General features: G+C 34.4%; 10 protein-coding genes. 1 reads left to right on the forward strand and 9 read right to left on the reverse strand.

Going from position 1 to position 15,480, the window contains the following annotated elements; translation table 11 throughout:
* Positions 1-329 precede the first annotated feature (329 nt).
* The 3 genes from J0J69_RS06570 to J0J69_RS06580 form a co-directional block, all read right to left on the reverse strand.
* Positions 330-524 carry a hypothetical protein gene (locus J0J69_RS06570; protein WP_212726242.1) on the reverse strand — a complete coding sequence of 65 codons (195 nt, stop codon included), beginning with the start codon at positions 522-524 and terminating at the stop codon, positions 330-332.
* A 231-nt stretch (positions 525-755) separates the two neighbouring features.
* Complete coding sequence (locus J0J69_RS06575; protein WP_256637944.1) at positions 756-4,643, reverse strand: Ig-like domain-containing protein; 3,888 nt, start codon at positions 4,641-4,643, stop codon at positions 756-758.
* A 366-nt stretch (positions 4,644-5,009) separates the two neighbouring features.
* Positions 5,010-5,516 carry a hypothetical protein gene (locus tag J0J69_RS06580; protein WP_212726114.1) on the reverse strand — a complete coding sequence of 169 codons (507 nt, stop codon included), beginning with the start codon at positions 5,514-5,516 and terminating at the stop codon, positions 5,010-5,012.
* A gap of 287 nt (positions 5,517-5,803) precedes the next feature.
* On the opposite strand from J0J69_RS06580, the gene J0J69_RS06585 reads away from it, so the two are divergent.
* Positions 5,804-6,994 (forward strand): IS701 family transposase, encoded by a 1,191-nt coding sequence (locus J0J69_RS06585; protein ID WP_212726115.1) that lies wholly within the window; start codon positions 5,804-5,806, stop codon positions 6,992-6,994.
* Between the two features lie 106 nt (positions 6,995-7,100).
* On the opposite strand, the gene J0J69_RS06590 is transcribed toward J0J69_RS06585, so the two are convergent.
* The 6 genes from J0J69_RS06590 to J0J69_RS06615 all read right to left on the reverse strand — a co-directional run bounded on the left by J0J69_RS06590 (position 7,101) and on the right by J0J69_RS06615 (position 15,285).
* Positions 7,101-7,502 carry a hypothetical protein gene (locus J0J69_RS06590; RefSeq protein WP_212726116.1) on the reverse strand — a complete coding sequence of 134 codons (402 nt, stop codon included), beginning with the start codon at positions 7,500-7,502 and terminating at the stop codon, positions 7,101-7,103.
* Positions 7,503-7,709: 207 nt separating this feature from the next.
* The gene (locus tag J0J69_RS06595) at positions 7,710-10,310 is read right to left on the reverse strand and encodes a cation-translocating P-type ATPase (RefSeq protein ID WP_212726117.1); all 2,601 of its coding nucleotides are present in this window, start codon (positions 10,308-10,310) and stop codon (positions 7,710-7,712) included.
* Positions 10,310-10,909, reverse strand: a complete 600-nt coding sequence (locus J0J69_RS06600; RefSeq protein ID WP_212724116.1) for a DedA family protein — start codon at positions 10,907-10,909, stop codon at positions 10,310-10,312. The genes J0J69_RS06595 and J0J69_RS06600 overlap by 1 nt, the downstream gene beginning before the upstream one ends.
* 615 nt (positions 10,910-11,524) lie before the next feature.
* Complete coding sequence (locus tag J0J69_RS06605) at positions 11,525-12,031, reverse strand: DUF6933 domain-containing protein (protein WP_212726118.1); 507 nt, start codon at positions 12,029-12,031, stop codon at positions 11,525-11,527.
* 152 nt (positions 12,032-12,183) lie between these two features.
* Positions 12,184-12,981 carry a tetratricopeptide repeat protein gene (locus tag J0J69_RS06610; RefSeq protein ID WP_212726119.1) on the reverse strand — a complete coding sequence of 266 codons (798 nt, stop codon included), beginning with the start codon at positions 12,979-12,981 and terminating at the stop codon, positions 12,184-12,186.
* 351 nt (positions 12,982-13,332) lie between these two features.
* The gene (locus tag J0J69_RS06615; protein ID WP_212726120.1) at positions 13,333-15,285 is read right to left on the reverse strand and encodes a GGDEF domain-containing protein; all 1,953 of its coding nucleotides are present in this window, start codon (positions 15,283-15,285) and stop codon (positions 13,333-13,335) included.
* Between the last annotated feature and the right edge of the window lie 195 nt (positions 15,286-15,480).

Here is a 15,480-nt window from a genome sequence, read left to right on the forward strand (position 1 = left end):
AAAGAACCAGTTTCTATCACTTGAATCACCTGCCATGCGCAGCATGTCTCCTCCACTGGTAGAAATGAAATCTCGTATTCACATGATTCAAAACCAAAAGTAAAAATCCTAGTAGCTATGCTACTAGGATTTTACTTCAATTATTCATTGTAAACAGGTCACAATTTAATCAGTAACACTATTTTACAATAAATCGATCTCCTTGCTAAAAATTTGGTGTGATAACTTCATTTTATAACAAAGATTCTATTTAGGGCTGCCAGTACATCAATTCTACAACGCATATCTGTACGGCCACAAACAATAAAATATTTCGAATATTTGGAAAATCAATGAGCATACTTAGACATCTCCGCTAAAATGACATACAAGCTATATTTATCAAAACCTTTATAAAAAGTAGCTTTCGCTCCATTCATTTTGAAGTGCCACGAAGAAATAGAGGAATTCATTTCATGATGAGTGGCTTCAAATTGCATAGACTTCGACAGCTGAAGCGGAACAGCCATCAAATTTCCTTTCATAAAAAATCGACCTCCTTAGTTTTGATAGCTACAGTATAGCTCAAAATTGGAGGTCGAAATAGACATGTTTATAGTAGAAGTTTTATTTTTTAAATTGTCTTCCGTAAAGGGATCATATCACTTTAGATTACAGTATTTCTCTACAAGTTCTATAGTACTAAAAAACCAATAAAATTATCATAATCAGATTTTTAGCAATTAAACCCTTTTGATTTCTATAACTAATAAATATCAATTATTAATTATAATAGTTTGTGCTAACTCATTCTTTGTTCCATTTGCTCCAATAGCTACAACTTTCAATTCATGATTTCCATTGGTAAACTTGGTTGTATCCAAAGTATATTGATAAGCAGCATCTGTAGCATTATATTTTGGATACGCATTTTGAACATCTGATCGTGTATATCTGGTAGCATTTCCTTGCTTCATTCCATCAACATATACTTCAATTCGTTCAATCGCTCCTCCATATAAGTACCATCCATTCACTGTTGTTGTTCCTCTTACAGTACCATTCACTACTGGATTATCAATCACTCCTAAATATGGCAAATTATCAACAACAATGTTACGTTTTAATTCATTTGTTGTTCCATTCGCTCCAACCGCTACGATTTTCAACTCATGGTTTCCATTTGTAAACTTTGATGTATCTAGCTCGTATTGGTATGCCGCTTGGTTGGCATTATATTGTGGATATGCATTTTGAACATCTGGTCGTGTATATCTGGTAGCATTTCCTTGCTTCACTCCATCAACGTACACTTCAATTCGTTCAATCGCTCCTCCATATAAGTACCATCCATTCACTGTTGTTGTTCCTCTTACAGTACCATTCACTACTGGATTATCAATCACTCCTAAATATGGAAAATTATCAACAACAATATTACGTTTTAATTCATTTGTTGTTCCATTCGCTCCAACCGCTACGATTTTCAACTCATGGTTTCCATTTGTAAACTTTGATGTATCTAGCTCGTATTGGTATGCCGCTTGGTTGGCATTATATTGTGGATATGCATTTTGAACATCTGGTCGTGTATATCTGGTAGCATTTCCTTGCTTCACTCCATCAACGTACACTTCAATTCGTTCAATCGCTCCTCCATATAAGTACCATCCATTCACTGTTGTTGTTCCTCTTACAGTACCATTCACTACTGGATTATCAATCACTCCTAAATATGGAAAATTATCAACAACAATATTACGTTTTAATTCATTTGTTGTTCCATTCGCTCCAACCGCTACGATTTTCAACTCATGGTTTCCATTTGTAAACTTTGATGTATCTAGCTCGTATTGGTATGCCGCTTGGTTGGCATTATATTGTGGATATGCATTTTGAACATCTGATCGTGTATATCTGGTAGCATTTCCTTGCTTCATTCCATCAACATATACTTCAATTCGTTCAATCGCTCCTCCATATAAGTACCATCCATTCACTGTTGTTGTTCCTCTTACAGTACCGTTCACTACTGGATTATCAATCACTCCTAAATATGGCAAATTATCAACAACAATGTTACGTTTTAATTCATTTGTTGTTCCATCCGCTCCAACCGCTACGATTTTCAACTCATGGTTTCCATTTGTAAACTTTGATGTATCTAGCTCGTATTGGTATGCCGCTTGGTTGGTATTATATTGTGGATATGCATTTTGAACATCTGGTCGTGTATATCTGGTAGCATTTCCTTGCTTCACTCCATCAACGTACACTTCAATTCGTTCAATCGCTCCTCCATATAAGTACCATCCATTCACTGTTGTTATTCCCCTTACGGTACAATCAACTCCTGGATTATCAATCACTCCGATATAATATAAATTCTTAATCGTAATCTGTTGTTTTATCTCATTTGTTGTTCCATCCATTCCCACAGCTACAATTTTCAACTCATGTTTTCCATTTATAAATTTAGTTGTATCCATTGAATATTGATACGCTGCTTGATTGGCATTATATTGTGGATATGTATTTTGAACATCTGATCGTGTATATCTGGTAGCATTTCCTTGCTTCACTCCATCAACGTATACTTCAATTCGTTCAATCGCTCCTCCATATAAATACCAACCACTAATCATTATTGTCTCTTTCACATTCGAATCTTCAGTTGGAGTATCCAAGTGTCCGATATACGATAGATTACTTATTTTCCCAGGATTATTAAATGATTTTGATGAATCTCCAGTAAAAGCACTAATATTTGATTTAGAAATATATCCATTTGTAGAACTCCATGTATATTGCGAACTAAATGACGGCTTATTATTTAAAATTGGAGTATCTGTTTTTATTGCATAGAATCCATTACTCTCGCCAATAATTAATACTGGATAGTTTTTAATTTTATAGTTACTTTTTTTATTTTTGGTTTGATATAACGTTGATGATGATGTATTAGCAGATGATTTAATATCAACAATAATGTCTGATGTCTTAATACCTATCGTGTAGTAGTTGTAATCCTTTAATCCGCTAGCACTGTCAAATCGATAATACCATCCTGCAATTTTTTCACCCCAGAATGGATCGGATGCATATTTAACATTCATCCCACTACCTTTATTCCCAACATGAGAACCAAAGTAACGATAATCATCGATCGGATCCGTATAACCCCACGATAAATAGCGATCAGCGTGATAATTAATTCCTGCTTCAATACTTGGGAAACTTGTTCCATTTCCATATGGGTTATTATCCGTGGCATTCATACCAAATAAATTATTTTTTTTGATACTTAGGCTACTTTTTCCCCATTCACTTTCGTGAATTCCCATCGCATACTGTAAGGCACCATTAATTCCATACTTATCCTGAACCGCATAGAAATACTGACCAGTATTTACTAGCTTTCCAGCGGCACCGCCATTTGCGTTAGTATACGTATCGAAAGTGTTAGAAATGTAATTTGATTTTGATCGGATTGGGAGATACTGATAGTAGTTATAAAACGGATTACTTTGGTTCACAGCACCCGTTCCATCAACACGGATATTTTGCCAATTCGTATAAAAGTATACCCCATCGTAACTATAGTACTTCACACCTGAAGACATCCAGCTTGGTGCTTTTCCTACCGTCACTTTTGAGTAATTTCCTGCTACCTTAACATTACTTGTTAAATAATGAAATAAAGTACCATTTTCATTAGCATAATACGAAGGTGATTGAACAGTCGCAGTCGAATATAATTCAATACTTTTTGCATTTGAATCATTATATTTATCTAAGTACTGATCAGAATAATTTAATTCCGGTACATTTAAATTCGTCTGTGCTTCTTCTACTGAAGACTTAGCTGTTGAGCCGGCTGGCACATAGTATGCCACTGTCTCAATTTTGTAATCAACATACTTTCCATCACCATTTAAATCCAGACTAAACGTATGCGTCTGTGATTTTGGAACTTTTCCTTCATATCCAGAAAGATAAATATGATAATAATTCGTATCTTCTCCAAGATATAAAGCATCATCAACATAGCATGAATTCACATACGTCCCATGCTGCGTCGAACCATTTAAAGGATATAAATTATGATTTGGTCGGCATTGTAATGCCTTCATAATTTCAGACGTAGTCTTTCCTTCTTGAGTTTGTCCCTCTGGAACGACTTGCCATAATTGAACAAGCCCTGTTCCTGTAGCACGCTCCTCAGCAAATAAACTGATTTCTTCAATTGAGCCTTCAATAAGTTCAGTGCCCTCTACTGATACATCATTTGAATCCTCATCTGGTTGTACTACATTATCTTCCTCTAGTTGCTTATCAACATTATTGTTGACTTCAATCGTACTCTCTTCTTGATCCTGTCCAGACGTCTCTTCCTCTACGTCTACTTCAGGGTCATTTTCTTCGAAATTCATCGTTTTGTCATTCGAATCAGACTCCTGACTTGGATCCAGCGTCGCCTGATTATTATCTAACGAATTTTCTTGGTCATCACGTTGAGCTTGTGATGACAAGTCTAGCTCTGCTGAACTATTATCAGGTAACATCGCACTTACAATCGTTGCATACCCACCCAAATGATTAAATAATAAACAGGCAGCTAAGATCCCCTTTAACAGAATCAACTTATTCTGCCTCTTACCCATTCATCCAATCTCCTTTATCAAAATTGACATAGTCAATATAATTATAAAATATAACCTAAGATTTGTCATCAAAACTCTACATAATCTCTATTTTTCTATAACTTCATACATAAGAAATAGTATTTTTTGTCTATGCGTAAAAAATTGGACTGCTTCTATAGTCAATCTATGTTGTTAGTAGTTAATGATTTTAAGTTTCATACAATTAATATAGTTTTCCCTCTTTTTCTCTCTAGAAAAAAAGCAACACAGAGTTAACGACTATCTTAAAACAAATACGCTATATCCTCTCATGATAAAGAGTGTCGTACTGTTTAAAATATGAGTCATTAATTAAAGTGTTGCTAGCATTTCTATTAAAAGAAATTATTCTCCACTCATCAATAGTTGGATGATCATTGCAATTAACAAAAGGCTTGTCGTACCAATTCCAGTGAGTGTATATTTTTGTTCAAGTGGTATGATACGTTTTGGCTTTTTAGGTTTTTTCTTTTTCCTTGGTTTAAGTTCAATCTCTAATTCTTCTGCATTTTCCTCTTCTTCTTGTTGATGCTTTTGCTCATAAAAATATAAAGCTAAGTCCATAGCTAAGTGGTATCTTTTACGTGAAAAATTCTTTTTTAAATCGTTTAATAAATTAGGATACATTCCTTCATCCCAGTGAGTCAATGTATAATCTAACATTTCAGTATTATGCTTTTGAAAAACGAGTGAATCTCCTAATACAAGATGATAACAGTCGTTTAGAAAATCTTTATCATCTGCGTTTTCTTGCAAGTTATCAAGTAATAATTCACGAACCTTTAAAATATTTCGTTTCTTTAGACAGCTAACCATTTCTTCAAATCGAGCTTCTTTTTGTTCTGTCGTCATCCTTACTCCCCCTTCCACAAATAACTCCTTATCACATTATATTCATAGAAAGTTCGACAATATGACAAAAACAACTCCTCTGTTAGATATCATCTCTGAACAGGACGAGAATCATCTCACCTTTGTCCATCATCAAGTAAAAATGATAGTCCTTATTAAGGATAACTAGATACTATTAATGTGCAAAAATACTTCCAATTAATTTCCAGTAAAAAAAGAAAAAACATTAACTCAATCCCGTGTATAATTTAGTCTCCTACAACAAATCAACAAGGGGGATTAAGTTAATGTTCATAGAAGGTATTTTATCAGATGACAATTCAATTTTCAAGTTTTTACGTGGATTAGACCTAGATCTATTTCTGTCAAAACCACAATTTAATCATTTAACAGCTTTTCTTAATCATATGACACGAGAATCTTATGATGGAAAAATTTCAAATGTAAAACATAGACATCGCACCTCTTTAGGTCGTTTTCTAAACAAAAGCCAATGGGAATGTGATGCCATTTCTACACACCTTCAATCATACATAACCTCGTATATCTATAATCGTTCACAAAGCACTGGGCAACCCGTCTATGTGTCTATTGATGATATGACCTGCGTCAAGACTAAACCTTCGTCACAGGCCAGTCATCCAATTCAAGGATGCGGGTGGCACTTTTCGCACGTCGCTAAACGACAAGTCTACGGACACCAATTTGTAGCAGTTGTTCTTTCTTGTGATGGAATCACCCTCCCTTATCAACTGATTCCGTATGAAAAAGATAAAGCAAGTAAAATTGAATTAGTTCAACAAATCCTAAAGACTTTGCCTACTCCACCTCTAAAAGGCTATTTTCTTGCCGATAGTTGGTATACCTGTACCTCATTATTAACACTGGCACATGATGAAGGGTTTGCCTATCTTGGAGCTGTTAAAACGAACCGTGTTATTTTCCCTAAAGGTCACCGTCCTAAAGGGATTCAACTTAAAGTATTCGCTCACCAACTGAACTTAAAAGATTTAGACCTAGTGACCGTCGGATCGACTCAATATTATACCTACACCTATGAGGGGAGGATTAAGGGTGGTGAACTCGTTAAGATTATTTTAAGTTGGCCTAAAAAGACAGTTTTTAATGAGAAGACATTACGTTGTTTTATTAGTCAAGATAATCAATTATCCGCGAAACAGATTCTCAAACACTACACTAAGCGATGGCCAATCGAAACATTTTTCCGTGATACCAAACAAAGCTTTGGATTGGCGAACTATCAGATTCGCACCTTAAAAGGAATTAGACGTTTAATGTTACTCATCCAATTGGTCTATCTTTATATTCATCAAAAGAAAACAAATCATCAATCGTTTGGTGAAACATTACGTATGCATCAAATCGAATGTTATCGAGATGTTATTAAATTCGTGCACGATCAAACACGTCATGGTATGAACCTGTCCTCAATTTTTGAGACGTTGAAAGTAGCTTAGGATAAGTGAAAATTCTTGTATTGAAAAAATTTTCCTAAAAAATGTACATTAATAGTAGATAAATAAATTCAAAAAGCAAGTTATCATTAGGACAACTTGCTTTTGGTTATTTTAATAAAAAAATAGTCATTATGAAATCAACTGTACCAAAAAGAAAAAATAACATCGGAATAAAACATAAGGTCCTTAACTTTGACTTTAAAAGATTAGGTGTAATTGAATATCTAATCATGTAAAGTAAAAACTCAATAGCAATTAAGGTTTGAAAAAATAAAAGAGATTGCTTTATTAGTACTGGACCGACTAAATGAAGAACAACCATCTTAACAATTTGAATCGATACGACTGAAATAATGCCTAAAAAAATCTTCCCAACCTCGTACGTCCAATCCCGATCCCTTATCATTAAACGATAGAAAAATGTACAAATATAAGATGCTGTTAACAGTACAGGCACATATAAAAACGTGTGATATCCTATTGCAATCATTTCTAACAATTCCATCATTACCTTTTCCCTTTCCATCAAGTAAACATATATTGAATCATTTATAAATATGCTCTAGAAACTCTTATATTCAAAACTTAAAAAGGAAGTAGTCTAGCTGATTACTTCCTTTTTTGTTGATGAACGGTTTTGTCATACTTGCCTATCACGCTACTAATAGTATATGCGTGGCTGTCTTTTATCATTCATCTTTCACTTTGTAAATAATCATTCTTTATTAGTTTTCATCCATCGATTCATTTGGATAATCAACGTTGGAATGAACCCTAAAAGATAAATGATTCCTAATTGATTCAGTGTAATGTCTGTCACCATGAAGAGTGAGTTTAACTGTGGTAACAATAAAATTGAGTTTAATAAGATAAACCCAACAACAAAGGCTCCAATACTATACATATTTGAGAACAATCCAATATTAAAGATAAATTCTTTACTACGACAATTGAACCCATGGAATAGGCGAGATAAACAAAGCGTCGCAAACGCTAAAGTCGCTGCTAATCCATGACTTTCTTCAAGTCCAATAAAGTATGCAATCATCGTCACAATTGCAATTAGTACCCCTTCTGTTGCAATTCTTTTCATTGTTATTGTATCTAAAATCGATTCACGAGCATCACGCGGTTTTTCCTGTAATAAGTTTCGTGTTGATTTTTCCATCCCGATTGCAATCGCTGGTAAACTATCGGTCACTAAATTGATGAATAGTAAGTGCACGGAATAAAACGGCACAGGTAACATAAAAATCGAAGCAAAGAGCACACATAAAATTCCTGAAAAATTTCCTGATAATAAATAGGTGATCGTATTTTTAATATTCGCATAGACATTACGTCCGGTCATGACGGCCTTCACAATTGTGGCGAAGTTATCATCCGTTAAAATCATCGAAGCTGCATCTTTTGAAACTTCCGTTCCCGTAATTCCCATCGCAATTCCGATATCCGCACTTTTTAATGCTGGCGCATCGTTTACGCCATCCCCTGTCATAGCAACGATATGTCCTAAGTCTTGCCATGCCTTAACGATACGAATTTTATGGGCTGGTGCGACACGCGCATAGACCGAAATATGAGGTAATTTTTGTTTTAACTGTTCATCTGATAATTGATCCAGTTCATTGCCATCTAAAACGAAATCGCCATCTTCATAAATCCCAATTTGCGCTGCGATACTTTTCGCTGTTACTTTATGATCTCCTGTAATCATGATCGGCTTGATTCCGGCCTGCTTACAATCTGCGACTGCCTCTGCGCTCTCAATTCGAGGTGGATCCATCAATGAGATGAGTCCTAATAATACTAAGTCATGCTCGTCGTTCATCTCCAACTCGTCTTTATCGACTTTCTTATAGGCGAATCCTAAGACGCGCAACCCTTGCTTTGCAAACTGTTGGTTGATTTCTTGATAGACTTGTTGGTCAGTACTTGAAAGTGGACGAATGCCATCAACAGTAAAGACTTGATGACAACGCGCCAACAATTCATCAGGAGCCCCTTTGATGAGCATAGTAGATTGACCGTCAATCATTTGGAGCGTACTCATTAACTTGCGCTGTGAATCGAAAGGTAACTCACTTAAACGGTTATATTTGTTACGAAGATCCATCTCATCTATTTGATATTTTTCTAATAAATCAACGAGTGCTAACTCGGTTGGATCTCCAATACGCTGCTGGGTGGTCGTCGTTGAATCATTACATAATCCACAAGCAAGCATCAATAATCGATCCGGATCTTGATTTGGATGAAGTTGATCCCAATTAATTAATTCATCACTAATATATAGTTGCTGGGCCACCATTTTGTTTTGTGTTAAGGTCCCCGTTTTATCACTGCAAACAACCGATACAGATCCTAAACTTTCGACACTATTTAAATTTTTAATAATAGCATTTTCTTTCGCCATCTTTTGTGTTCCGATCGCTAAGACGATGGTCACAATCGAAGCTAACGCTTCTGGAATCGCTGCAACTGCTAATGCGACTGCAAACATCATCGCATCAATCGTTGATGCGCCTTGAATCATATTTAAAATAAAGACAATAATACAAACCCCAATAATCACAAATGATAAACGACGACTAAAGGCATCTAAATTTCGTTGCAGAGGTGTTTTACGGGCTTCTGTTTCATTCATTAACGTTGCAATTTTCCCAATCTCAGTTTCCATCCCAATATTGGTGACCACAGCGACTCCACGTCCATAAGTGACTAATCCACTTGAGAAGACCATATTTGTTTGATCCCCAAGGGCACAATTCTCAGTTAAAATCGGCTCAATCCCTTTATCGACACTCACTGCTTCCCCGGTTAACGCACTTTCATTCACTTGTAAGCTATATGCTTCTAATAGTCGTGCATCCGCGCTCACAACATCTCCCGCTTCAAGTAAAACAATATCCCCAACGGTTAGCTCAGTTGATGGAATCTCTTGTTTCTCCCCCTGACGAATGACTTTCGCATGTGGGGTTGATAGTGCCTTTAAGCTTTGTAGTGATTTTTTTGCTTTAACGGTTTGTACCGTCCCTAAAATCGCATTTAACGTAATCACCGCTAAAATAACGAGTGCACTTTCAACATTATCACTAAGCATAGAGATAATGGCCGCTGCAATTAAAATGAACACGAGTAGATCTTTAAACTGATCAATGAAAATTTGAAAGATGGTAGCCTCTTTTTCCTCAAGTAAGGCATTTAATCCATATTGTTCTTGACGCTTACTCACCTCTTCTGGTGTTAATCCTTGTTCTGAGGTTTTTAATTCTTTTAATACTTCATCACGAGACGATTGATAAAAATGAGCCATTAAAGTTTCCCCACTTTCCTTTGACGTAATTTTTTAAGCACAACGAAAGCAATCACAACGACTGCTATTCCTAAAATAAACCACTTTCCTTGATCATAATACCCCATCACATCAGTCCAACGCTCCGCTAACCAGTAACCAAGTGTAATTAAAAGACTATTCCATACTAAAATTCCAAGACTTGAAGCGAGTAAAAAGGTGCTCAAGTTTTGTTTCGTAATGCCTGCCATAAACGAAATATACGTGCGAAATAGCGGAATGACACGGCCAATTCCAACTGAAATCGTCGCATATTGTCGATAAAAGCGTCTAGTAGATTCAATCCCTTTTCTCGACTTAGGATAATAATCCATGATTTTATCGAGAACTGCATTTCCACCGCTATATCCGATACTGTAGCAAATCATCGAACCTAAAAGTCCTGCAACCACACTAATAATGATCACAAGGACAAGGGGCCTTCCACTTGAAACGGCCATGGCACCTGAAAGTGGTAACACGACTTCGCTTGGTAGTGGCAAACAGGCATACTCAAGTGCAATAAACAAAAACATTGCAATCAGTCCATACTGAGTAATGAAATCAATTATCCATTCCATCGTTTCACTCCTTTTGATTATGTTTGTTCAACCTCGTTACGATAACTTAATCTTTCGTCTCATCCGTCTAATGGCTCATATCCTTTTAATGATATGAAAAAAAGGAGCAGTCAAGCACACTAAGATACAAAAAAAGATTTAAGTTATCCCAACTAAAGGCGTTGTTATAACATAAGTCTCGTCGAGAATCCTAAACTATCCTTCACAAATAAAGTCGCTTACCTTTTAAGTGAAAAATTTAGATTCTTAGTGACACCAGAATGAGTCTCTATTATCCCCATCATTGAGGATAGCTGTCGGCAATAAGCTGCCATATAGCACAGAGAACTCCTCCGCGATTGTTGATGTTCACCACACTTGTATCAGTGTTGACTACTCCCTTATTGTTACTAATAATATAGCAGCTAAAAGCCCAAATGTTAACCCACTAGATTGTAAAAATTTTGTGATAAAAAACATTGGATTCTTCTTATAAAAGATGAGTAAATCTCTTTTTAATCAATGATAGATAATAATCTCGCTATTATTGGCAATTCGTGATTAGTGGGGCATACCTTGTGTACGAGAAGGCCAAGAACTCTATAGCTAAAGATTCAAACTTTTCTATGTTTGTACTTAGTTGTATCTTCTATCTATTTCTAATTTCAGCGATTGGTAAGGAAAACTTCTTGTACTACAACAAGGAATGCGGGCCGCCCAATTACTTAACTTAGGTAAATAGTACGTTTCTTCATTCATATAATCTTCAATCTCGTATGAGATAGAAATCCAAAAATCTTTAATTTGTCCTAAAATACTACGATTATCCGTTTTTGTATAATGAATCATTTGGCAGTCCTTCAAATAGGCATCGATTTGTTCTGCATTAATACCTTCTAGAACAAAGGTTTCTCTAATTGCCTCTTGAAATAAGAGATCAAATGTTTTAAACTGTGCCATCTTTAATCCATAAAAAACAATTGGATAACGTGTCGCATTATTCATGAAAATGACAACTTTACGACGATTAAACGTATATACATGACCATGCCATTCAAAAAATGGATCTCTATTTATTTCATCGATGGCTTCTAATGAAACTTTCATTGTGTCAGCTAATTGTTTTGTGAGCTGAATTTTCAATTTTACGCCCTCCTTCTTAAATTATTTATATCTTAACATATAACCTCTTCCTAATAAAAGAACTCTTCTGATTTCATTGAACCAGAAGAGTTTTTTACTTTATTTTTCAACATATCCGAATTTTGTATGATCTATGGCATTAATATTCAATATTATTTTTTAAAGATTTTATTAAAAACACCTTGAATGTTTTCGATTCCCGACTGAATCGATGAGGTGATTTTATCTTTAAATTCCGTCCATTTATCTTCTTTTTGTCCTTCTGTCATCGCGACATTGACAGCTTCTTGTAAGTCAACAAAGGCCTCATGATTCGGTGATAGTTCTAATCCCTTTTCAATGGTTGTTAATGATTGTTCATAATCTCCTTCTTCATAATACGTTACGGCCTCAACTAAAACGTCTTGTATCCACCAACGCTTAGCGGAATCGGCTAATTGTTGTGCTTTCTCATAGTTAGGATCCCATTCAATAACTTGTTGATAATGGTAGTAGGCTTGCTCCCATTCCTTATTAATGGCAAAGGATTCAGCTTTCTCAAAGACTTTTCTTGATTGATTTAACTGTTCAATTTGTTCCTGGAAACTTTGAATATTAGATGATTTATTCGCAAAGGATTCAATTCGTTTAGCGATTCCTATCGCCTCGTAATAACTCATATCCTCGGCTTTAAATTTTTCAAATGTTTCTAATGCCTCCTGTGTTAAAAACGCATCAAATGCCTCTCCTTGTTTCGCATACAAGTCATAGCGAATCTCCTCAAAGCCAAATAAATCATTTTCTTGATAATAGGTAATAGCTTGATTAAATACTTTTTTTAATTGATAGTTAAAAGCAAACACCCCAATCATAAACATCACTATTAGTGCTAAGATACCTATCAGCAGCTGTTTTTTATATAGTTGAAACCATTGCTTCAACCATTCAACTCGTTCCTTCATTTTCATCATTAAAACTCCCTCCCCCTTTATCATCATCTCTTTTACTCACTAAGAGTAAATTGAAATATGAGATGATTGCTCATTTTGTATCTAGATAAGTGGCGCTAATTTTTTCATTACTGAAAATTTTTAGCGCCACTATAGTTAGTCTTGGTATTAAAAAGGCCGATATCATCAGCCTGATTCTAAAAATGTCAATCATATTTCGCTATGTATCTAGTGTATCATAATCAGTCAACTTTTGTTGAATAAGATATTTCCAATTCAAAAGTCATTAGCCTAAACTAATGACTTTTGTTTTACATACGACTTTCGTTTTCTATAGATAAATCTAAAAAAGTCATATCAACTGATATGACTTTACATCGTACAACTTCCTACTCCACGTTGTTTAGAGATTTGTAATTTTTTAGTCGCTAATTTAATTTGTTCGTCAATATCTAATGTATTAGCTAAATATCCTTTACTAACTCCGATACAGCATGTTATCTGTCTTTTTGCAGAAATTTTTTCATTATTGCTGATCTCATTAATCAAAGAGGTAATAAGCTTCAATAACTCTTCCTCATTAGATTTTTTTATCACAACAATGAAATGTTGGCCATAATGGCGTGAAATATAAGCATTTGGAAAATAGATTTTCAGCAAATTAGAAATTTCTATTAAGACTTTATCGCCTGCTAAATACCCAAATGATTCATTATAAGAACTTAAATCATTAACATCTATTAACAAGAAATAATAAATTTCATTATGACCTAATTCTATTTCTAATTCTAATGTTTCATACAAGGCTTCTTTCGTTAATGTCTTTGTTAATGGATCGAATATAGTACTTTCTTTAGCTTTCTGTTTTAAGGATTTAAAGTAACTATTATATCTATATGCACCATAAGTTACACCCATCCCAGCTAGTGCGGTAAGGAGATAACCACCTAACTTCAGCACCATAGATGTTATATTATTCTTAGATAGATAATGGCTATTATCGCTATTTTGAATCATAGCCATGATAAAACTAATTGCTCTAACTTCTTGATTCACCGGTTTTTGCAAATCCGTTGTGTATTGATAAACCGTCTCATAATCACCTAATTCTAATAAGTGGAGTAATACATTATCGATAATCAGTCTTTTCCGTTCAACCGAATCATTAGTCAGTTGTAAGTCAGATAATAATTGTCGATATTCCTTTACATAATCTATCTCTTGATTCCCTCTATCATACTCTAAGTCTAATTTCATTTTATCTATCAATAAACTTGTTAAGTCTGATACAGTAGTTTGTGTTTTTAATTCCTGTAATTTTCTTATATACATCTCACATTCTTCATATCTCCCATCTGAATGAAGAAAAAAGGCTTGATTAAAATCAATAAATATTAAATATTGAATCTTTTGTTCAATCGATAGATTAGAGGTTGCTTCTTCTAATGATTTCAATTCCTCCTGTATAGACTCGTAACCATACAAATAATAATGATTGTGAAGCCATAGTGAAACATAAATTAAATCAGGATCATCTGGAGACAATTCAAAATAACGATTGATTACCTCTATTGATTCTTGATAGCGCTGATTTGAATAGTATGACAAACTCAGCCGACCCAAAATTTCAATTTCCAAATCTTCATATCCCTCTTCAACACTCATATCTAGTGCCCTTATAAATTCATTTAAGGCCAAATCAAAAAAACCATTTAGTTCATAAACTGAGGCTAATTGTTTTCTTAATTGAATCTTCTTATAATAATCATTAGTTAATTCAACTGCCTCACCTAATAAATAAATTGGAAAGCTAGTATGATTTGTATAGTTTAGTAATGTTTCAGAAAAAAGCTGATAAAAAGAAGCTGTTAGTTCAGCATCTCGTAATTGATAGGCCACATTATTTGCTTCATTAAAATAAAAATATCCTTTTTCAATATCCCCCATGGCTATATAATTAACCGCTAATGTTTCATAAACCTTGAGGTCAATCATTTTATTGGTATGACTCCCAGGGCTAATGACATTTAATAAATAATTATTTGAATCCTCATATGCTTCTTCTAACGAGGCAATTTTCCCAAGAGAAAGATAAATTTTTCCAAATGATTGGCGATGTTTCAGTTTGATTAACTCCTGATTAATATCATCTTTATACTGCTTTAATTGTTCCTGTGTTAATTCCTGTACATCCCCATCGTACATTAACTGTATAAATTCATCACTTGCTAGCGGTTTCGAAACCACTTTTAACGTTAGTGTAAGTAAAATTCCAAATAAAAGGATAATACCTATTGCCCCAATCAATATGGCCTTCACCTTCATCCTCTTTCCCTCCTATGGAAATATAAATAAATCTATATGATATATATGAAAACTAAAGTCTTAAATAATTCTCAACATAAGCTATCAGTAGTAAAAGGTTTACAATCAAACAATACCCATTATATTTTTACATAATATAACATTTTATTGCAACTTAACTATCATATCATGTCATTTCCTGAACATCAATCTCAT

Origin of the sequence: Turicibacter bilis (assembly GCF_024499055.1) — a bacterium.
GTDB classification, from domain to species: domain Bacteria; phylum Bacillota_I; class Bacilli_A; order MOL361; family Turicibacteraceae; genus Turicibacter; species Turicibacter bilis.

Coding starts and splice junctions, on each gene's coding strand:
- J0J69_RS06615 (WP_212726120.1), bottom strand. CDS start 15,285: ATGAAGGTGAAGGCCATATTGATTGGGGCAATAGGTATTATCCTTTTA.
- J0J69_RS06595 (WP_212726117.1), bottom strand. CDS start 10,310: ATGGCTCATTTTTATCAATCGTCTCGTGATGAAGTATTAAAAGAATTA.
- J0J69_RS06575 (WP_256637944.1), bottom strand. CDS start 4,643: ATGGGTAAGAGGCAGAATAAGTTGATTCTGTTAAAGGGGATCTTAGCT.
- J0J69_RS06590 (WP_212726116.1), bottom strand. CDS start 7,502: ATGATGGAATTGTTAGAAATGATTGCAATAGGATATCACACGTTTTTA.
- J0J69_RS06580 (WP_212726114.1), bottom strand. CDS start 5,516: ATGACGACAGAACAAAAAGAAGCTCGATTTGAAGAAATGGTTAGCTGT.
- J0J69_RS06570 (WP_212726242.1), bottom strand. CDS start 524: ATGAAAGGAAATTTGATGGCTGTTCCGCTTCAGCTGTCGAAGTCTATG.
- J0J69_RS06600 (WP_212724116.1), bottom strand. CDS start 10,909: ATGGAATGGATAATTGATTTCATTACTCAGTATGGACTGATTGCAATG.
- J0J69_RS06585 (WP_212726115.1), top strand. CDS start 5,804: ATGTTCATAGAAGGTATTTTATCAGATGACAATTCAATTTTCAAGTTT.
- J0J69_RS06610 (WP_212726119.1), bottom strand. CDS start 12,981: ATGATGAAAATGAAGGAACGAGTTGAATGGTTGAAGCAATGGTTTCAA.